The sequence below is a fragment of the Methanoregula sp. genome, from assembly GCF_049686655.1.
Classification (GTDB): Archaea; Halobacteriota; Methanomicrobia; order Methanomicrobiales; family Methanospirillaceae; genus Methanoregula.
In genome coordinates, this window is the sequence record NZ_JBAVIG010000083.1 from 1 (window position 1) to 17,337 (window position 17,337).

Consider the following 17,337-nt stretch of genomic DNA (forward strand, 5'->3'; position numbering starts at 1 on the left):
CACTAAAACCTCCCTTCGGTGAAAATCTGGTATCTCTCATTCAAGCCCATAAACCACTGAGGAAAACAGTCAGTGATATTCTTAAAACAGAAGGATACCGTCTTCTCATAAAACCTCATGGGAAACAGATAGAGATCATTAAGGATATAGATGAAGTCTCGTTCGGTTATCCTTACACAATATTGTCGGATACTCTGAAACGCATCATTTTCTATACCCTTGTGATCCAGTCCAATAAAAAAGCCACAATTGTTCTGGAAGAACCAGAGTCCTACACATTCCCTTATTATACAAAGCACCTTGCCGAATTGATTGCACTTGATGACCAGAACCAGTATTTCATTGCAACCCATAATCCGTATATCCTTCGTTCAATCATCGAGAAAGCGCCGAAAGAAAAGGTGAATATTTTTGTCGTCTCAATTAAAGATTATCTCACCCAAGTATCCAAGATCGATTCGAAAAAGGTCCCCGATCTCCTCGATTCCGACCCATTTTTTAACCTGTCGTCATTTATCGAGGAGGAGAAGGGATGATCATTGTCGAATGTAACAATGATCAATATGTTCTTGAGGCCTTCGGGGTTGGAAAAAATAAAATTAGGCACGAATCTGGTAAAGGAGATGTGCTTCGAATAGCAAGAAAAAATTCACCGGTCTTGGCATTCATTGACGAAGATCCTGATAGCGAACAACCTCCTGAATTAGGCAAATATCGAGTAACGACCGAAGGAGAGACATTAAAGCACGGCATTCACTCCGAGGATCCAAACCGGTGCATTGTTATCGTTTCTCCGTACCTTGAAAGTTGGTTACTGATTAGGGCCAAAAGAAACTACATCAATCCAAAGACATATGGATTGCCAGATCTTCCAAAAGAATTAAAATCTATTCCACATCTTGAGAGAAATAAAGGGTTTAAGCAATTTGTTGGGGATTTAATCCAGAAAGATGCAGAAATCGCTAAAATTATGAGTTGGATTTCGGACCATCAGCGAATCGTATAATTTTTGCAACGTATTAGTTAATTTGGAATCTTCCTTTTATTTCCTTGCGATTGTCACGTATCCCGAGTGACACACGCTCGTAGAAGGCCGCGTTCCCCGCTTCGACCGGGTCATCTCCCGCTCGATCAGCTCGTGGGTGTGGACCTCGCTGAAGAGGTCTGTGGCCGCATCGACCACCATTGCCATCTGTTCGAGGAACGGCGTGTAGCATGCAAGATACCCGCCGGGCCGGAGAAGGGAAAAGGCATGGGCCACGTGCCCGGCCTGGATCTGGAGGTCGAGGTGGACCACGTCATATACCCCCTCTGCGGCAAGGAAGTCTGCAGCTACTGCCTCGACGTTCGGCAGCTTTGCCTCGGTGATATTCTTCATCGCGAGCGTGGAGAACTCGGGGCGCACTTCGTAGGTCCTCACGCTCTTTGCGATACCGCCGAAGTAGATCGCGGCAATCCCGCTGCCGGTGCCGGCATCGAGCACGTCATCGTTGTGGTTCATGCCGGTATAGGCAATGACAAGACCGATGTCCTTGGGCAGCATCGGCGCACCCGACCGCTTGCCGTGCGTGAAGAAATCGGTGGGCCGCGGGATGCGGATGGTGAACTCCGAGCCGCTGTGCGTGGTGATGACATCTCCGGATTCTTTGCCGACGATTGAGGCAAGGTCCAGCTGGCCCTTGTCGGTGCCGAGTGTGCCCGGTCCTGCTTTTATAAAAAATTCCCGTCCTGCCCCCACGAGCAGGACGCGGTCGCCCTGTTCGATCATTGGGTGAGCTTCATGATCGCTTCGGCGATGTCGCCTTTCGATGCTATCAGGGCGGCCTTTGCTTTCTCTGCCGGCACGTTTGCCTGGACTGCGACCATCGCGACATCCTCATTGGGGATCTCGGGGGCCACGGGCTCGAACCGCGGGGTACCCGTGACCTGGTACGTGGTCTGGCCCTGCATGGTCATCGAGGAGACTTCTGCCTGGTCGAAGATCCAGTTGCCCTTCGGCGTCTTTATGACAATACTTTGCACGTCTTCAATCTGCTCGACCTGCATGCCGAGCTTCTTCATCATCGCCTTCATCTGGCGCGGATTGATGTTTCCCGGAAGCATCCTTCTCACTACCCTGCCGTACTCTTACCGCTGCTCCGTAATTAAATGCAAGCATCTCCGCACCCGAAACGACTGCTGCACCACAGGCTATTAGCCGATCGTCGCCCGCAACCACGATGACCTCGTCGCCCGCGCGGATTTCAGGATCGGCTGCCGTCACGTGCTTGGCAAAGACGTTCTTCCCCTGGGCCACGAACGAAGAGATGTCGTCGCGGATCACCACGCGGTAGCCGGGTGCCGGAAGGAGGGCCTGGATCCTCCTCGCCCCTTCAATCCCAAGGGTGAGCCTGCCATCCGAGGCCCGGACAGTCACAAGCCTGACACCCCCGTCCAGTACCTGGCGTATCCTGCCCGTCGTCGAGAGAATAAAGGTGCAGCCCTCCGGAAAGAGCCCCGTCCCCACCCCGCCGCCGAACTGGAAGTCAGCGATTACCTGGACCCGCCGCAGCGAGCTGTTCTCCGAGTATCCTGTTGACACGATGCACAAACTCCTCTTCTGCTGTTTTCGGGATATACGCGCCCGCCGCGATCTTGTGGCCCCCGCCGCCCCCGCCGTACTCGGCCGAGGCATCGCTGAGCGCCTGCTGGAGGTCAATGCCCCGCTCCACGACCCGCTCGGTTGTCCGCATCGAGACCTTGGTCAGGTTCCGGTCCTCGGGCACCTCGCACATGATCAGGATCGGCTTGCTGCTGTTCAGTTTCGAGAGCGCCATACCGGCGCCGATTCCGACGATTGTATCCGGGTATTTCCCGCCGACATGAAGGTACTGGAGGTTCCCGAGCTCTTTGACGCCCGTGTCGATGATGAACTGGAGCAGGTCCCGGATGATCGCCCGGTGGTTGGTGAGCATGTGCTCTGCATCCCGGTACGCGGGCCCCCGGTCGCCCCGGAGGATCGCGCTGCCGGTCTGCGGTTTCGACCACCGGCCGCAGGCATTGAGCAGGGTCGCATATTCCTGCGCATTCCGGAGGGGAGTCCTCGGGATCTCGCCCGGGAACCGGTAGGTCTCCGAGAGGAGCCGGTCTGTCTTCTCGCCGTTCGCCATCAGCTGCTGGGCCAAAGCGGAGATGATCGTCTTCCGGTCGTCAGCAGACAGTTCCTCCCAGACATAGTACCTGCCGTCCGGGGTCTGCTGCCGGATCCCGAGTTTCTTCAGGAACTGGCGGGCGCCTTCGGGGTTGTTGCTGATCCCTTTTATAAATGGGTCGTCGTTGTATGCGAGCGAGAGGTGGACGGGTCGGGTGGCCGTGCCGTAACAGTTAAGGTCCTTTTTGTGGACCTCCACCGAACCGTGCCGGACCCCGTCTTCGACAATGATCTCACGGGCGGGTCCCACAAGGCCGCACTTCTCCCGGGCCATCATGTCGCCCACGTTCCCGATGATCGCGAGTTTCGCGAGGTCGGTGTTCTTACCATCCAGTTCCTTTGCTACGAGGTACGAGACACCGGCTGCGCTCATGCGGGTGAACCCGTGGGGCAGGCAGTTCACCTGCGGGTACTCACGCTCCACCGGCTGGCTCACGTGGTGGTCCACAATCAGGATCTCCTTCTCCATAAACTCCCGTTCGAGCATCAGGTTCTGCTGCCCCGCCCCGAGATCCGAGAAGACCTTGAGCGAGGAATCGGAAGGGACCTGCGGCATGGTGAGCGGTTCGAGCTGGCGCACAAAAACGGATTTGACCGGGATCCCGAGCCGGGACACGGCCTGCGACAGGATCGCCTCGCAGCTGATCCCGTCGGCATCGATGTGGGAGATGATGGTAACTTCCGGTGCAGCCGCGATCTGCTCCGCGGCTGCCTTTACATCATCGCAAAAACCCATTGCCTAATATTTAGGGAGTTCATACACATCAATTGTACTCTCTCATGGGACCGGACCTGGCCGACGGCTTTCTGGAAACGGGGCTCGTCACCCCGCAGCGGATGCGGGTGATCGACACCAACGCGATGGCACTGGGTGTTACCGAGCTCCAGCTGATGGAAAGTGCGGGCCGTGGCCTTGCAGATCACGTCCTTGCCTCTGGCCCGGACCATGTGCTCATCCTCTGCGGTAAGGGGAACAACGGCGGCGACGGAATGGTAGCGGCCCGGCACCTCAGCCGGCACGCCCGGACGGACGTTGCGTATCTTGACGCTGGGAAGCGCAGCGGGGCCTGCGACCATCAGCTCGCGGCACTCCGGCATGCACGCATTCCGCTCCTGCCATTCGCGAACAGGGACGATCTCAAAGCGCTGGAACCCCTATTCGCACGGGCAGATATCATCGTGGACTGCCTGCTCGGTACCGGGGCAGGGGGCGCCGTCCGTGAACCGCTGAAGACCTGCGTAGCGATGGCAAATGCTACGAAGGCACGGATCATTGCAGCCGACATCCCCACCCCCGGCATGCGGAGCGATGCGATCATCGCGTTCCACCGGGCGAAGATCGCGGGTTCGACCGTGGCCGACATCGGTATCCCTGTCGAGGCCGAGTGCTTCACCGGCCCGGGTGAGCTGACCCTGCTCCCCCCGCGCCGGAAGACTGGGCACAAGGGCGTGGGCGGGCACGTGCTGATTATTGGCGGCGGCCCGTACCAGGGAGCGCCGTATCTAGCCGGGCTTGGGGCGTTACGGGCAGGTGCGGACATCGTCCGGATTGCATCCCCGGTCTTCGAGCCCATCCCTGACCTGATCTACGAGCGGCTGGACGGGAAGGCGATCGGGCCGGAGCACACGGAACGGCTGATTGGACTTGTGGAGAAAGCGGACGTAGTGGTCTGCGGGAATGGCCTCGGCACGGAAAGTCATGCGGTCGTCACAGCTATTGCGCCTCACTGTAAAAAAGCAGTCTTCGATGCCGACGCCCTCCGGCTCCCCCTCCCGAAAGCAAAAGGAGAGACGATCTACACTCCCCATGCCGGCGAGTTTGCCCGGATCACCGGAGTAACCCTGCCGGAGGATACGATTGGGAAGGCACGGGTGGCGAAGCAGGCCGGCCTCCCCGGGACGGTGATCCTGAAAGGGCACATCGATATTATCACGGACGGGAAGCAGGTCCGGTTCAACCGGACCGGTGACCCGGCGATGACGGTTGGGGGTACTGGCGATGTGCTGGCCGGCATTGCCGGCGCACTCCTCTGCCAGCTCCCTGCATTCGAGGCAGCCTGCCTTGCCGCGTACGTGAACGGCAGGGCCGGTGAGGCGGCGGTGGCCTGCAGCGGAGGCGGGCTGCTGGCCTCAGATCTTGTCGGCCGGATCCCGCAGGTATTATACGGGAAGAGGATCAGGAACGGTGCATAGAATGGTGGAGTTTACCCATATCCGGAACGAACGGGCAGAGATGGTGGACATCGGTGGCAAGAATGACGTGAATCGCGAGGCGACCGCTACCGGCAGAATTTACCTGCGGCCCGAAACCCTGGCAGCGATTCGTGACGGCACGGTAGTGAAAGGGAATGTCCTTGCCACGGCCCGGGTCGCCGCGACCCTCGCGATCAAGAATACTCCCGGGCTGATCCCGATGTGCCATTCCATCCCGATCAGCGCGATCACGGTCGATTTTACTGAACATGCCGGGTTCATCGATACTACGGTTGTCGTGAAGACGACCGGGAAGACAGGGGTCGAGATGGAGGCGTTGACGGGCGTCTCGGTCGCTTTATTGACTGTGTGGGACATGGTCAAGTCGGCGGAGAAGGATGCGCAGGGGCAGTATCCGGTGACCCGTATCGAGGGGATCCGGGTGGTGGAGAAGAAGAAGGGGAAGTGAGATTTCGCAATCTTTTTTTGACAATCCCGACGCTCTCGGGGGCTTCGCCCCCTGCCGCTAGGCAGCCCCCGTTATGATTCGTTACGCGCAAAACGCCTCGTCGGGTTTTGCGCTACTCGTTACCGTTCATGGAAGTGAACCGGTAATTGAGGTCGCCGCGGGGCGCCCTTCGGGGCGGCGGCGTCTATCGTAATCGGGGGTATGGGGGTCTCAACCCCCATCATTGTGTCAGGATCTATGAAGATGATTAATAATTCAAGTATTTGAAGAACAAAATCGGAAGATTCGCCAATAAAAATCAAATTTTGTTATTTTAATGAAAACTCTTTTGTCTGATATTGCCTTTTTATCCCCCACAAATCATTTCGCATAGCAATAGCAGTTTCAGCGAATGTATCCTCGTTAGAATCTCGAATAAAATCCTTTAAGCGAATTAAAACTTCATCTGTAGCATAGAGCAGAGAATTGTAATAATATTCAATGACCATTTCCATCTCATGCTCCTTTGTTGTAGAATGAGACTTATTTTTTTCGAAGGTAAATTGATCAAACTTTTCCGGATTCAATACCAATCGCATATGAACTAATGTCGAGCGATATCGCTCCTCCTTTATTTTCCGGATTTCTAACCCTATCTGTTTTTGTCTGTCAAACAAATGTTGAATATATGCGCCAATAATACCGCCAATTCCAAAAAGTCCAAATACAGAGATTATTACTTGAAACGTCTCAATATCCATGGTCTGATTTGTATATCTCTAAACGATAAAATCTACGTTTAAAATCCCTGATTTTCCAAAATGATATGACAAATAGCAAAAACCAAGATTCCTTTTCATAACCGGTTGATCCCTTCTTCCCCCCGCCCATTCCTTTATTATCCACCATATCCTAGTATGTGGGAATGCGGGATCCGTCCCGTGTTGAAGGTATGTAGCCCTCTTCGGGCCGAACCTCAGGTGATTACCATGGTAAAATCAATGTACGCCTTCGTCAGGGAGGCATGGAAAGTACCGGCAGACAGCGGAGTGAAAGAGCTCCTCTGGAACCGTATGCAGGAATGGCGCCGTGAAGGCAGCGTTGTCCGCGTCGAACGCCCCACCCGTATCGACCGTGCACGCTCGCTCGGCTACAAGGCAAAGCAGGGCATCGCTGTTGCACGCGTCCAGGTACGCCGCGGAGGCCGCAGGGCATCCCGGTATGTCCGCGCACGCCGTTCCGCCCGGATGGGCAAGAACCGGCTCACCGCAGGCAAGAGCATCCAGCGGATAGCCGAGGAACGCGCATCCAAGAAGTTCCCGAACATGGAAGTCCTCAACTCCTACTGGGTAGGACAGGACGGGAAGCTGAAATATTACGAGGTCATCCTCGTTGACGGCCACCACCCCTCGATCCGGGCAGACAAGAACCTCGCCTGGCTCGCAAACCCGGTCCACCGCGGCCGTGCCGAGCGCGGCAAGACCCAGGCCGGCCTCAAGGGAAGAGGTATGCTTTACCGTGGCAAGGGTACCGAGAAGACCCGCCCGAGCATCCGCTCCCACGCCAACCAGGGCAAATAACCTTATCTTTTTTTAACCGAAGTAACTCTCATGAAGATCACCGATGCAGCGGTCTGGCCGTATCCCGCAGGGGATTCATCGGTACGCAGGCTCGCGCTCGAGGCACGTGAGCTGGGATTTGACAGTATCGTTGCGATCGATACCCCCCCGTCTACGTACGAGGGCATGGAGATCCTCTCCGGGATCCTGGTGCGGGAAGGAGGCATGAAGGAAGTGATGAGCCGGGTGAAACGGGCCAAGGGCACGCACGCGGTCATCTCCGTTCAGGCGGGCGATGCCGGTTTTAACCGGGCGGTTGTAGGCCTCCGCGGGGTACACATTCTCCGCGGGATCCATGCGGCAGATAAGAACGGGTTCGATCACGTGACCGCGAAGATGGCGGCGGACAACCGGGTTGCGATCGATGTCGACCTCTCGGCGCTCATTGCTGCCCGGGGAATCGCCCGTCAGCGTGCACTCCAGCGGTACCGCGATGTGATGGTACTGCAGAACCGGTTTGAGTTCCCGCTCACGGTCTCATCGAATGCCCGTTCCATGCTGGACCTGCGCGCCACAAGGGAAGTCAGCGGCCTGTTGTCCCTGCTTGATATGGACCTGCCGGTGATCGAGCGGGCGCTGAACGGCGTTGCAGAAGTTACGACATCACTTCTGCCAGCGGTGAGGGTGATCCCGTGACCGTACGGCCCCCGACCCTGCGCGATAAGCGCCGGTATCTGCTGGTCCGGGTCGATCCCCCCGGGACCCCGATCGACCAGAAGGAACTCTATTACGCAGTCTCCGACGCCGTCACCTCGCTCTTTGGCGACACGGTGGCCGCGATCATGGTCCAGGCTGTCATCTGTGCCGAGGGTGACCGGCATATCGTGATCCGGTGTCGGCGCGGTACGGAGCGCGAGCTTGCCACTGCCCTCTCCACGATCACTGCGTGCCGCGACACGCGGATCGCGCTCCGGATCATTGCGGCTTCCGGGACCATCGAAAGCCTCCGTGAAAGGCTGCACCAGAAAACGAGCGGGAATGCAGCTGCAGACGGGACGGCTGAAACGACCTCGGCAGAGGAAGTCACCGGTGACGGGGCTCCCGTTTCCCCCGTGCCTCCTGGCCAGTCTCACGGCGATCTCACTTTTGGCGGGAAAGAGTATCTTGTGTCGAATTGTGACGGTCAGAAGGTTGATGTGATTGAAAAGGGATTTAAAAATACACACCGATTGTTTTTGACAAGATCAGATCTGGAGGAACCATAATGCAACCACAATATCAGATGGGATATGACCGGGCGATCACCGTCTTTTCACCCGACGGCAGGCTCTATCAGGTAGAGTACGCCCGTGAGGCAGTGAAGCGGGGCACCACCGCGGTAGGTATCAAGGCAAAGGACGGCGTCGTGCTGATTGTTGACAAGCGCGTCAGCTCCCGGCTCCTTGAGGCATCGTCAATCGAGAAGATCTTCAAGATCGATGAGCACATCGGCGTTGCATCCTCCGGTCTTGTCGGGGATGCACGTGCACTGGTGGACCGCGCCCGCGTAGAATGCCAGATCAACCGTGTCTCCTATGACGAACCTATCGAGGTCGAGGCGCTCTCCAAAAAGCTCTGCGACCACATGCAGAACCTCACCCAGTACGGCGGGATCCGCCCGTACGGCACTGCACTCCTGATCGCGGGAGTCAGTGACGGGGAATGCCGGCTCTTCGAGACGGATCCCTCGGGGACCCTCCTCGAGTACAAGGCAACCGGTATCGGCATCGGCCGCCCTGCCGCGATGAAAGTCTTTGAAGAGGAATACAATGCCGAGGCCATGATCAAGGACGCGATCCTTCTGGGCCTGAAGGCGTTGCACTCCGCAACCGAGGGCAAGTTCGATGTCGACACGGTCGAGATCGGCGTCATCGGGAAAGAGAAGCCGGCGTTCCGGAAGATGAGCCGGGAAGAAGTAGCCTCGTTCGTGGAACAGTTCAAGCCGTGATCGCATGATACCGCTCGAACACTCCGTTGTTGCACGGCTCGAGAGTTTCGGGGAACGCTTCGAGATCCTTGTCGACCCGGACAAGGCGGCGCTTGTCCGGCAGGGCCAGCCGGTGGAGATCGAGGATGTAGTGGCAGCGCTCAATGTTTTCGGGAATGCCTCGAAGGCGACCCGGGCCTCGGACGAAGCGCTGATGAAGGTCTTCCATACTACCGATTTCAATGCGGTTGCGCGGAAGATCATCGAGAAGGGCGAGATCCATCTCACGGCCGACCAGCGCAAGCAGATGATCGACGAGAAACGCCGCCAGGTGATCAATTTCATTGCCCGGAACTCGGTCAACCCCCAGACCGGGCACCCCCACCCGGCACACCGGATCGAGATGGCGATGGAAGAGGCCCGGGTGAATATCGACCCCTTCAAGCACCTTGACGAGCAGGTGAAGGAGACGGTCAAGGCCCTGCGCCCGCTCCTCCCGATCCGGTTCGAGGAGCTCCGGCTCGCAGTCAAGATCCCGCCGGACTTTGCCGCACGCGCTTATGGCGATATTGCCGCTGCCGCCGTGATGGAGAAGGACGAGTGGCTCAAGGACGGTTCGTGGGTCTGCGTGGTCCGCATCCCCGCAGGGATCCAGGTTGAGTTCTACGACCTGATCAATAAGCTCTCGAAAGGCGAAGGCGTGGTCAAGATCCTCAATCAAGTATATTAATTCAGAGGACAAATAAAAGAAGACAGATCGGTGGGTTTCCATCATGGCAAAATCAACGCATAAAGCAAAGGGAAAAGTGACCGGCAGTGCAGGACGTTTCGGCTGCCGGTACGGACGGTTCGTGCGGAAGAGAGTATGTGACATCGAGAGGATCTCACGTGCGCTCCACCGCTGCCCGAAGTGTGACATGGTTTCCGTGGCACGCAAAGGTACGGGGATCTGGGAATGCCGCAAGTGCGGGTACAAGTTCGCAGGCGGTACCTATCAGCCCCAGACCCCGGCCATGAAGATTGCACAACGTGCGATCGACAGGACAGTCGAAGAGATCAGGAAATAAGTGGATTCACGTATGGCAAGTACCTACAAGTGCGCACGGTGCAAGCAGAAAGTTGAGATCGACGTAAACGTGCGGTGCCCCTATTGCGGTCACCGGATCCTGTTCAAGGAACGCGGTGCAGCGATCAAGGAACTTAAGGCCCGGTAACTGTGCGACACCAGGGATAAGGCCCTGTAAATACTTATAGCCTCTTTTTTACTATACTCTGCAGGAGAGTATTCCATGCCAAATCATGAAGCGGTCTTCCGGTTCGAGTCCGAACATGCGGCCCGTATCTACCAGTCGATTGCGCCGGAGCTTGCCGATGAGGTGAACCCCCGCTCTACGATCTCGTGCCGGCTTGAGGGAGATCATACTCTTGTCCTCACGGTGGCAGCACAGGACACATCCTCGCTCCGGGCAGCGCTCAACATGTACCTGCGCCTCATCAACGTTGCCGACGAAATGCAGCAGATACCCTGAGATTGTTGCCAGTGGAATGGCGGTCCTGAATCACTTCCGGCACGCATCCCAGATTTTATGTCGTAGTGGGTGCAATATTAACGCAGGAACGGGACACCCTGAGGAGTCCCCAAACTATTCATTATCCCCTGACGTATTCTCTACAGGAGTGTTTTGTTCATGAATAATTTATCACCCAAAGTCCAGAACCAGCTTAGTATGCTCCAGCAGATCCAGCAGCAGCTCCAGACGATCCTCCAGCAGAAGGCCCAGTACGAGATGGCCGTGCGGGAAGCGAAGCGTGCGCAGGAAGAGATCAAGGATGCAGCTGACGATTCGGTCATGTACATGAGCGTTGGTACGGTCATGATGCAGAAAAAGAAAGAGGCTGTCAACGCGAACCTCACTGAGAAGGTCGAGACTCTCGAACTGCGCATCAAGTCCCTTGAGAAGCAGGAGAAGATGCTACAGGGCAAGTTCGAGCAGCTCCAGGCTCAGATCAAGGCGGCGATCGAGGGCAAGGGTGCCCCGAACGCAGCCTAATCACTTGTTTCACCGCCCCTCCTTCAGTAACCGGGTGTTCCGTCACCCGGATGCCCGCGGTAATCCCGTACGGGACTATTCGCGAGGTGAGCTTTCAGATTGCGTGCCTTGCAAGCAAAATTCCTGTTTTCCTTTATGGGATGTGAGTGTTTTCCTGTGTATACGTTTGTTAAACGGCATCTTACACCAGTCCAAACCAAAAAACCCATTAGGAACCGGTGAAGAGAACTAGTATGCAGAAAGGCCCGGGGTTTCTTGATCAGGATCCGGCGCGGCGGATGTTTGCGATCAAGACTGCCGCGGACCACGCTTCCCGGGCCCACAAGGGGCAGCTGCGCAAGGACCGGCGTACGCCTTATATCACCCACCCGGCCCGGGTGGTGGCCCTCGTCTCGATGTTCCACGGCTCGCACGTGGCGATCATCTCCGCGTGGCTCCATGATGTATACGAGGACTGCACGCCTGACTGGATCACGCGGACCGATGACTTTATTGCCGCCCTCCCGCTTCCCGATGACGATCGGGCGGATATTGCCGTGATCGTCGATGCGCTCACGAAGAAGAATACGATCAAGGGGAAGGCTGCCCGGCTTAGTAACAGCCTAGACCGGATCCTCGATGCCCCTCCCGAAGCCACGCTTGTGAAGCTCTGCGACCGGATCGACAACCTCCTTGACTCGGGGGACCGGAACGGCAGGTTCACGAAACGCTATCTTACGTCAACGGACGATCTGATCGGGAAACTGTCCCTGCGGGCCTCGCTGTACGGGTACGGCCCCGCACTGGAGACGCTGGTCGCGATCCGGAATGCGGATCTGAAAATGGAATAAAAAAAATTCCGGGTAATTCCTGTTTTTATACCCGGTGGACCAGGTTGATCGCGTTCACGAGCGCCTCGACTGATGCGAGTACGATGTCGTCGCCGCTGCCGCTGGCATCGAAGATCTTCCCGTGCTCGTCCTCGACTGCGATCGTCACGTGGCAGATCGCGTCCGAGCCGCCGGAGATCGCCTCGATGTTGAACTCCCTGAGCTGGATCTTTGAAGGCGTGATCCCGAGGATCGCGTTGAGCGCTGCATCGACCGGGCCGTTGCCCACGGCAGAGAAGACGTGCTCTTTGTCGTTGACGTTCGCCCGGACGCTTGCAGTCGGGATCACGTGGTTACCCGTCATGATCGCGATGTCCTGCAGGCTAAGTACCTTCTGGTGGAGGGTAGTGCCCATCGCACCTTCGGCGATCTCGTAGAGATCGGCGTCAGTGACGCGCTTGCCCCTGTTTGCAATCGCTTTCACCTTCTCGATGATCGCGTCGAGCTGTTCGTCCGTGGGGGCGATGTGGACATCGGCCAGCATCTGCCGGACCGCGTGCCGGCCCACGTGCTTGCCGAGCGTGAGCCGCCGCCGGTGCCCCACCATCTCCGGGGTCATGATGCCCGGCTCGAAGGTTGCCGAATTCCGGAGCACGCCGTGCGAGTGGATCCCGCTCTCGTGCGAGAAAACGTTCTCGCCTACCACCGGCTGGGTGGGCGGGATCGCAATGCCGGAAAACCGGGAGATGAGGTGCGAGGTCTCGACGAGCCGCTCCTTCGCAATCCCTGTCCTGATCCGGTACATCGACTCCATGATCATCACTGTCTGGGCAAGGTCCGCGTTGCCGGCCCGTTCGCCGAGCCCGTTCACGGTCACCTGCACCTGCGAGGCGCCGGCCTCGACCGCGGCAATCGTGTTGGCGACCGCAAGACCGAAGTCGTTGTGGCAGTGGACATCGATCGGGCACTTCACTTCCCGGTTTATGCGGGCGACCAGGGTCTTCATCGCGGATGGCGAGATGACTCCGACTGTGTCGGGCACGTTGATGATCGTGGCCCCTGCGTCGGCAGCAGTCTGGAAGACCTGGATGAGGTAATCCCAGTCCGTCCGCGTGGCATCCATCGCCGAGAACATGCAGAGCTCCTTGTGCTTCCGGATATGGCCGATGATATCGGCCGTAATCTCGAGCACTTCTGTCCGCGTCTTGTTGATGGTATTCTCTCTCTGGATATCCGAGGTTGGGATGAAGACGTGCACCATGTCGACATCGCAGTCGAGACAGGCGTCTACATCGGCTTTCACGGAGCGGGCGAGGCCGCAGATCCCTGACTCAAGACCGAGCTTTTTAATAGCGGTCACCGTCTCCTTCTCGGCTGTCGAAGATGCAGGGAACCCTGCCTCGATTATATGGACGCCGATATCGGAGAGCTGGCGGGCGATCTCAAGTTTCTGTTCAAAGGTGAATGCAATCCCCGGGGTTTGTTCTCCGTCCCGGAGCGTAGTGTCAAAAACAGTCACATCTTCATGCGCCGAGCTATCGGTGAAGAAGACGATCCCCCGCAACATCCTTGCGAGCAAACATACACTACTAACTGGGCATGCGGATTATTTAAACAATCGCTGCACCACGTTCCAATCCGGGGATTTTATGGGCGTAAAAACCGATGACCTTACGATATGTTTAATAAGAAACTTGCCTAACATTAGTAGCGCAGTGCCCCGCCTTAACTCAGCCTGGTAGAGTGCGCGGCTGTAGATTGGTTTACCGTCATAGGTAACTGCGCGGCTACCGCGATGTCCCCGGTTCGAATCTGGGAGGCGGGATTAACTGTAACCATTAGTGCCCAGGTAGTGTAGTGGCCTATCATGATTGCCTGTCACGCAATCGACTCGGATTCGAATTCCGACCTGGGCGTATAATTTTCGGGTAGGAAGCCCGTCGGACCCAAAAAATGACCCAAAAACCGGTCTGGCGGCCCCAGCAGCTAGCTTTTTGAATGCGCCGGATCACCCGACCGGCATGTTACCACCTAAACACCCCCAGCACGCTCCCACCGTACGGGATCGTCCGTTTCATACGTTGAAGCCAGATGCGATGGAAAACCACCTCGATTTCTGGATCGAGAAAAAAGGGATCACGCCGAACGACCGGGCCCTGATTACCCGGTACATCGATGAGAGAAGGGTTGTTGCCAACATCCAGGGCGCCCGGGCCTTCAAGATCATGTCGGTTCTTGTGAACTGGCGCCGGTTCATCGGCCCCTTCGATCAGAACACCGCAGATGACATCTATCAGGGGATCGGCAAGAGGAAAACTACCCTCTACCATGACCGGCCCATCAAGCAGAACACGCTCAGGGATTATATCACGTTCCTGAAGCGGTATTATGTGTGGCTGATCAAGAACCAGTATTCCACAATACCGGTGGATAAGATCAAGGTGATCAAGCCCCCCGGGGCTGACACCATGACCAAGACCTCCGAGGACCTGCTCACCGAACAGGAAGTCCTGGACATGCTCGGTGCCTGCATGAACTCCCGGGACAGGGCGTTGATCGGCGTGATGTATGAGGGGGCGTTCCGTATCATCGAGATGGCCACCCTCGAATGGCAGCAGGTCAAGTTCGATCAGATCGGTGTTGTGATCAACACCAACAAGAAAACCGAGAAGCCGAGGTACGTCCGGCTCGTCAGCTCGGTCCCGCTTCTCGCTGCCTGGAGGAAGGATTACCCGTACGAATCAACCGGGGAGAACCTGGTGTTTATCACCCATCAGCACCGGCCGCTCGAACATGGACAGATCGCCTTGCAGGTCAAGAAGATTGCCAAGCGGGCCGGCATAAAGAAACGAATACATCTCCATCTGTTCCGGCACAGCCGGGTCACCCACTTGCTTAATCAGGGATGCAGCGAGTCCGTGGTCAAGATGATGTGCTGGGGTTCAACAGGAACTAAAATGCTGGGAAACTATGCCCACCTCAGCAGCGCCGACGTGGATGCCGAGATCCTCCGGCTGCATGGTATCGAGCGCCCTGCGGAGTCCGGGAAGTCTCTGATGGTGGCCCGGCAGTGCCAGAACTGCCAGGCCATCAGTGAACCCGGTGTGCGGTACTGCGGGACCTGCGGTATGCCATTGACTGCCCAGGAAGGCCAGACCCTGAAGCAGGTTGTGAAGAAGATCGAAGATCATCCCGTCTACCAGGACCTTGTCAATGAAATGAAGAGGCATGCCAGTGAGATGGGTGCCGCAGAAGGCTGACCGGAAAATTCACTTTTTTTAAAGCAATTATGCGCGTTTATTTTATTTCACCTTAGAAAAGATAGTTCTATATAAATATTCCTATAGAATTTCCTTTAATTTCTGTTAAAGGAACGCTGTATGTGTCGCATTTCCGCCAAAGCAGCTCAAAATATCCTTCTTTTGACCAAAACGTATAATATTAGCCGTCCCTAAGATCGAGGTAGGGATAAGGGGGTGGAAAAATTTTGAAAAGCTTCCATAATACAGACAAAGAAATTATAACTCTCGAACAGTTCAGGGCATTGCCCTCGGATCTCCACCGTGAGGTCGTAAAGATCCTTGTCCGTCGGAACGAATGGATTCTGAAAGACGATTCCCGTCTCGCAGACCTTGACAGCGATGCCTCGGGGAGATAACCATGAGCACGATCCTTCGCGGCATGGGCAGCGATAAAATAAGGCTGATTCTGGGTATCGAGCGTAGGTTTGGATCTCGCAAGTTTTCATTTCGCGAGGTCAGTACCCTCCCGGAATTCGATCGGGCGGCATTCTTCCGTTTGTATTCCGATAAAATGATCCTCCGGGCTTCAAAGACAAAGCCCCTGCTCTACCGTCTTGCAACAAGATATTCCCGGAAGGAACGTGGATTCGTGTCGGTCTTGACGGCAGATCCCGTCCCTCCTGTAGATCCTGGAAATGTTACGTCACTGAGCGGAATGCACACTGAATCAGGAGGGGTCTTTACGTAGAACCAATTCTTCCTCGTCCGGAGAACATTTGGAATCGCTTGCGGAATACGCGGGCTGATGCGGAAATCAGCAGAAAAACCATCAGCGAGGTGATATATCATGCAAGAAAATGAAGATGGGGCGTCCCAGTCACGGCTGGAAACCGACCAGAGCACCCCCAAGGAAATTTCATCGACCGCAAGGAAGATGAAGGTATCGGAAAAGAACACTCCCTCCACGGGTACAAGAAAAAAAATGTACCTTCTGGAGTGTGACGAGGATGTCATAACCGGAGAAACAAATTATTGTCGGAGGATTCCTCTCTACGATGAACCCATTCCGGGCACGGTCACGGATGGTCCCGGAACACCTCCGGCAATATCCCCGGCTGCTTCTCGTCAGGCAACAACGAATGGAGGGTGTACACCCACCAAGTGTGACATCTCATCGCGGTTGCTGCGGAACACAGGACCAAGCTCCACCCAGAAGGTTGCTGGGAGAAGGATCCCTAAAAAAGATTAATTTTTTTTGTATAATACACTGTTAACTGTTAAAAAATCGGTTCTGTCAAGTCTTCGGGAGTTATGACAAATACTACGTCGAAAAATATTTCTCACCCCCCGTAGACTTTACAGAACCCGAATCCGGAAAATGGTTCCTTAGTCTCACCCTGATTTAGTGTCGCTGTGGATATTCCAAAATATTATCTAGTGTTTGACAAAACCGACGGAAATGTCCTAAATGACAATTTAAAGTTTCGGGATCTAATGAACCCAATAATTTGAATGAATGTTCACCTTTTTTATAACCATTTTTACAATCAGCAGTAGCGTCTTTTAAACTTCGTTGAACGTCATGTCTCAATCTTTGCTCAAGATTATGTGTTGGCAAAAGTGAGGAATCATGCAATTCTGAGCCATAATAATTTATAAGTGTGTTATGATCCGCCATTATCCAAGATTCCATACAAGTTGTCATCATTTGGGCTTGGTTGTTATTTGCGTTAATAGGGCGGGTCCAGTTATCTCTAATAGATAGATGATCCCAACCAATTGAAGAATCGGGGGCAAAATCTATTCCTGAAACCGGTTCCTCGCTATCAACTAATAAAATTGCATAGCAATCTTGATCCGAATGGGCAGTCTGAAACAT

24 protein-coding genes and 2 tRNA genes are annotated in these 17,337 nt (G+C 55.6%); 19 read left to right on the forward strand and 7 right to left on the reverse strand.

Features of this window, described 5'->3' with window-relative positions; all coding sequences use genetic code 11:
- Together WBL42_RS12385 and WBL42_RS12390 are read left to right on the forward strand one after the other, a co-directional pair.
- Positions 1-536 (forward strand): AAA family ATPase (locus WBL42_RS12385; protein WP_424721592.1); only part of this gene is annotated, 536 nt, incomplete at its 5' end.
- Positions 533-1,006 carry a hypothetical protein gene (locus WBL42_RS12390; RefSeq protein WP_424721594.1) on the forward strand — a complete coding sequence of 158 codons (474 nt, stop codon included), beginning with the start codon at positions 533-535 and terminating at the stop codon, positions 1,004-1,006. The genes WBL42_RS12385 and WBL42_RS12390, both read left to right, overlap by 4 nt.
- 36 nt (positions 1,007-1,042) lie before the next feature.
- On the opposite strand, the gene WBL42_RS12395 is transcribed toward WBL42_RS12390, so the two are convergent.
- Genes WBL42_RS12395 through WBL42_RS12410 form a run of 4 tightly spaced genes read right to left on the reverse strand, consistent with a single transcriptional unit; the run spans position 1,043 to position 3,926 of the window.
- Positions 1,043-1,768, reverse strand: coding sequence for a protein-L-isoaspartate carboxylmethyltransferase (locus WBL42_RS12395; protein WP_424721595.1), 726 nt, complete (start codon positions 1,766-1,768; stop codon positions 1,043-1,045).
- A complete protein-coding gene (locus WBL42_RS12400) occupies positions 1,765-2,103 on the reverse strand; it encodes a nascent polypeptide-associated complex protein (RefSeq protein WP_424721596.1) in 339 nt (112 codons plus the stop codon). The genes WBL42_RS12395 and WBL42_RS12400 overlap by 4 nt, the downstream gene beginning before the upstream one ends.
- Positions 2,027-2,581: a PUA domain-containing protein gene (locus WBL42_RS12405; RefSeq protein ID WP_424721597.1), complete on the reverse strand. Its 555-nt coding sequence runs from the start codon at positions 2,579-2,581 to the stop codon at positions 2,027-2,029. Before WBL42_RS12405 ends, WBL42_RS12400 begins: the two co-directional genes overlap by 77 nt.
- A complete protein-coding gene (locus WBL42_RS12410) occupies positions 2,526-3,926 on the reverse strand; it encodes a DHHA1 domain-containing protein (protein WP_424721598.1) in 1,401 nt (466 codons plus the stop codon). The genes WBL42_RS12405 and WBL42_RS12410 overlap by 56 nt, the downstream gene beginning before the upstream one ends.
- 44 nt (positions 3,927-3,970) lie before the next feature.
- Between WBL42_RS12410 and WBL42_RS12415 the strand changes: the two genes are divergently transcribed.
- Both WBL42_RS12415 and moaC read left to right on the forward strand, forming a co-directional pair.
- A complete protein-coding gene (locus tag WBL42_RS12415; protein WP_424721599.1) occupies positions 3,971-5,383 on the forward strand; it encodes an NAD(P)H-hydrate dehydratase in 1,413 nt (470 codons plus the stop codon).
- A gap of 1 nt (position 5,384) precedes the next feature.
- Positions 5,385-5,852, forward strand: coding sequence for a cyclic pyranopterin monophosphate synthase MoaC (gene moaC, locus WBL42_RS12420; RefSeq protein WP_424721600.1), 468 nt, complete (start codon positions 5,385-5,387; stop codon positions 5,850-5,852).
- 308 nt (positions 5,853-6,160) lie between these two features.
- Here moaC and WBL42_RS12425 read toward each other — a convergent pair whose 3' ends face one another.
- Positions 6,161-6,592: a hypothetical protein gene (locus WBL42_RS12425; RefSeq protein ID WP_424721601.1), complete on the reverse strand. Its 432-nt coding sequence runs from the start codon at positions 6,590-6,592 to the stop codon at positions 6,161-6,163.
- A gap of 228 nt (positions 6,593-6,820) precedes the next feature.
- Between WBL42_RS12425 and WBL42_RS12430 the strand changes: the two genes are divergently transcribed.
- The 10 genes from WBL42_RS12430 (at position 6,821) to WBL42_RS12475 (ending at position 12,237) form a co-directional block, all read left to right on the forward strand.
- Positions 6,821-7,411, forward strand: coding sequence for a 50S ribosomal protein L15e (locus WBL42_RS12430; RefSeq protein ID WP_424721602.1), 591 nt, complete (start codon positions 6,821-6,823; stop codon positions 7,409-7,411).
- A gap of 30 nt (positions 7,412-7,441) precedes the next feature.
- Positions 7,442-8,086, forward strand: a complete 645-nt coding sequence (locus tag WBL42_RS12435) for an RNase P subunit p30 family protein (protein ID WP_424721603.1) — start codon at positions 7,442-7,444, stop codon at positions 8,084-8,086.
- Positions 8,083-8,655, forward strand: coding sequence for an Rpp14/Pop5 family protein (locus WBL42_RS12440; protein WP_424721604.1), 573 nt, complete (start codon positions 8,083-8,085; stop codon positions 8,653-8,655). The genes WBL42_RS12435 and WBL42_RS12440 overlap by 4 nt, the downstream gene beginning before the upstream one ends.
- Complete coding sequence (gene psmA, locus WBL42_RS12445) at positions 8,655-9,377, forward strand: archaeal proteasome endopeptidase complex subunit alpha (protein WP_424721605.1); 723 nt, start codon at positions 8,655-8,657, stop codon at positions 9,375-9,377. The genes WBL42_RS12440 and psmA overlap by 1 nt, the downstream gene beginning before the upstream one ends.
- 4 nt (positions 9,378-9,381) lie before the next feature.
- On the forward strand, positions 9,382-10,086 hold the full coding sequence (locus WBL42_RS12450; protein ID WP_424721606.1) for a ribosome assembly factor SBDS: 705 nt from the start codon (positions 9,382-9,384) through the stop codon (positions 10,084-10,086).
- 43 nt (positions 10,087-10,129) lie between these two features.
- Positions 10,130-10,423: a 50S ribosomal protein L37ae gene (locus tag WBL42_RS12455; protein WP_424721607.1), complete on the forward strand. Its 294-nt coding sequence runs from the start codon at positions 10,130-10,132 to the stop codon at positions 10,421-10,423.
- 12 nt (positions 10,424-10,435) lie between these two features.
- Entirely contained in the window at positions 10,436-10,570 is a 135-nt protein-coding gene (locus WBL42_RS12460) for a DNA-directed RNA polymerase subunit P (RefSeq protein ID WP_012107386.1), read from the forward strand.
- A gap of 75 nt (positions 10,571-10,645) precedes the next feature.
- Positions 10,646-10,885 (forward strand): KEOPS complex subunit Pcc1, encoded by a 240-nt coding sequence (locus WBL42_RS12465; RefSeq protein ID WP_424721608.1) that lies wholly within the window; start codon positions 10,646-10,648, stop codon positions 10,883-10,885.
- Positions 10,886-11,044: 159 nt separating this feature from the next.
- Entirely contained in the window at positions 11,045-11,407 is a 363-nt protein-coding gene (locus tag WBL42_RS12470) for a prefoldin subunit beta (protein WP_424721609.1), read from the forward strand.
- A 233-nt stretch (positions 11,408-11,640) separates the two neighbouring features.
- A complete protein-coding gene (locus tag WBL42_RS12475) occupies positions 11,641-12,237 on the forward strand; it encodes an HD domain-containing protein (RefSeq protein WP_424721610.1) in 597 nt (198 codons plus the stop codon).
- A 25-nt stretch (positions 12,238-12,262) separates the two neighbouring features.
- On the opposite strand, the gene WBL42_RS12480 is transcribed toward WBL42_RS12475, so the two are convergent.
- Positions 12,263-13,783 (reverse strand): 2-isopropylmalate synthase, encoded by a 1,521-nt coding sequence (locus WBL42_RS12480; RefSeq protein WP_424721615.1) that lies wholly within the window; start codon positions 13,781-13,783, stop codon positions 12,263-12,265.
- Positions 13,784-13,935: 152 nt separating this feature from the next.
- Here WBL42_RS12480 and WBL42_RS12485 point away from each other — a divergent pair.
- The 5 genes from WBL42_RS12485 to WBL42_RS12505 all read left to right on the forward strand — a co-directional run bounded on the left by WBL42_RS12485 (position 13,936) and on the right by WBL42_RS12505 (position 16,206).
- Positions 13,936-14,041, forward strand: a tRNA-Tyr gene (locus WBL42_RS12485).
- Between the two features lie 18 nt (positions 14,042-14,059).
- Positions 14,060-14,132, forward strand: a tRNA-Asp gene (locus WBL42_RS12490).
- 180 nt (positions 14,133-14,312) lie between these two features.
- The gene (locus WBL42_RS12495) at positions 14,313-15,476 is read left to right on the forward strand and encodes a tyrosine-type recombinase/integrase (protein ID WP_424721611.1); all 1,164 of its coding nucleotides are present in this window, start codon (positions 14,313-14,315) and stop codon (positions 15,474-15,476) included.
- Between the two features lie 227 nt (positions 15,477-15,703).
- The gene (locus WBL42_RS12500; protein ID WP_424721612.1) at positions 15,704-15,874 is read left to right on the forward strand and encodes a hypothetical protein; all 171 of its coding nucleotides are present in this window, start codon (positions 15,704-15,706) and stop codon (positions 15,872-15,874) included.
- Positions 15,875-15,876: 2 nt separating this feature from the next.
- A complete protein-coding gene (locus WBL42_RS12505; protein WP_424721613.1) occupies positions 15,877-16,206 on the forward strand; it encodes a hypothetical protein in 330 nt (109 codons plus the stop codon).
- Between the two features lie 654 nt (positions 16,207-16,860).
- On the opposite strand, the gene WBL42_RS12510 is transcribed toward WBL42_RS12505, so the two are convergent.
- Positions 16,861-17,337: DUF4276 family protein (locus WBL42_RS12510; RefSeq protein ID WP_424721614.1), on the reverse strand; the 477-nt coding region annotated here is incomplete at its 5' end.

Bases quoted from the DNA above. Each gene is read 5' to 3' on its own strand.
- WBL42_RS12390 (WP_424721594.1), top strand. From the start codon at position 533: ATGATCATTGTCGAATGTAACAATGATCAATATGTTCTTGAGGCCTTC.
- WBL42_RS12395 (WP_424721595.1), bottom strand. From the start codon at position 1,768: ATGATCGAACAGGGCGACCGCGTCCTGCTCGTGGGGGCAGGACGGGAA.
- WBL42_RS12400 (WP_424721596.1), bottom strand. From the start codon at position 2,103: ATGCTTCCGGGAAACATCAATCCGCGCCAGATGAAGGCGATGATGAAG.
- WBL42_RS12410 (WP_424721598.1), bottom strand. From the start codon at position 3,926: ATGGGTTTTTGCGATGATGTAAAGGCAGCCGCGGAGCAGATCGCGGCT.
- WBL42_RS12415 (WP_424721599.1), top strand. From the start codon at position 3,971: ATGGGACCGGACCTGGCCGACGGCTTTCTGGAAACGGGGCTCGTCACC.
- moaC (WP_424721600.1), top strand. From the start codon at position 5,385: ATGGTGGAGTTTACCCATATCCGGAACGAACGGGCAGAGATGGTGGAC.
- WBL42_RS12425 (WP_424721601.1), bottom strand. From the start codon at position 6,592: ATGGATATTGAGACGTTTCAAGTAATAATCTCTGTATTTGGACTTTTT.
- WBL42_RS12430 (WP_424721602.1), top strand. From the start codon at position 6,821: ATGGTAAAATCAATGTACGCCTTCGTCAGGGAGGCATGGAAAGTACCG.
- WBL42_RS12435 (WP_424721603.1), top strand. From the start codon at position 7,442: ATGAAGATCACCGATGCAGCGGTCTGGCCGTATCCCGCAGGGGATTCA.
- psmA (WP_424721605.1), top strand. From the start codon at position 8,655: ATGCAACCACAATATCAGATGGGATATGACCGGGCGATCACCGTCTTT.
- WBL42_RS12450 (WP_424721606.1), top strand. From the start codon at position 9,382: ATGATACCGCTCGAACACTCCGTTGTTGCACGGCTCGAGAGTTTCGGG.
- WBL42_RS12455 (WP_424721607.1), top strand. From the start codon at position 10,130: ATGGCAAAATCAACGCATAAAGCAAAGGGAAAAGTGACCGGCAGTGCA.
- WBL42_RS12460 (WP_012107386.1), top strand. From the start codon at position 10,436: ATGGCAAGTACCTACAAGTGCGCACGGTGCAAGCAGAAAGTTGAGATC.
- WBL42_RS12465 (WP_424721608.1), top strand. From the start codon at position 10,646: ATGCCAAATCATGAAGCGGTCTTCCGGTTCGAGTCCGAACATGCGGCC.
- WBL42_RS12470 (WP_424721609.1), top strand. From the start codon at position 11,045: ATGAATAATTTATCACCCAAAGTCCAGAACCAGCTTAGTATGCTCCAG.
- WBL42_RS12475 (WP_424721610.1), top strand. From the start codon at position 11,641: ATGCAGAAAGGCCCGGGGTTTCTTGATCAGGATCCGGCGCGGCGGATG.
- WBL42_RS12480 (WP_424721615.1), bottom strand. From the start codon at position 13,783: ATGTTGCGGGGGATCGTCTTCTTCACCGATAGCTCGGCGCATGAAGAT.
- WBL42_RS12495 (WP_424721611.1), top strand. From the start codon at position 14,313: ATGGAAAACCACCTCGATTTCTGGATCGAGAAAAAAGGGATCACGCCG.
- WBL42_RS12505 (WP_424721613.1), top strand. From the start codon at position 15,877: ATGAGCACGATCCTTCGCGGCATGGGCAGCGATAAAATAAGGCTGATT.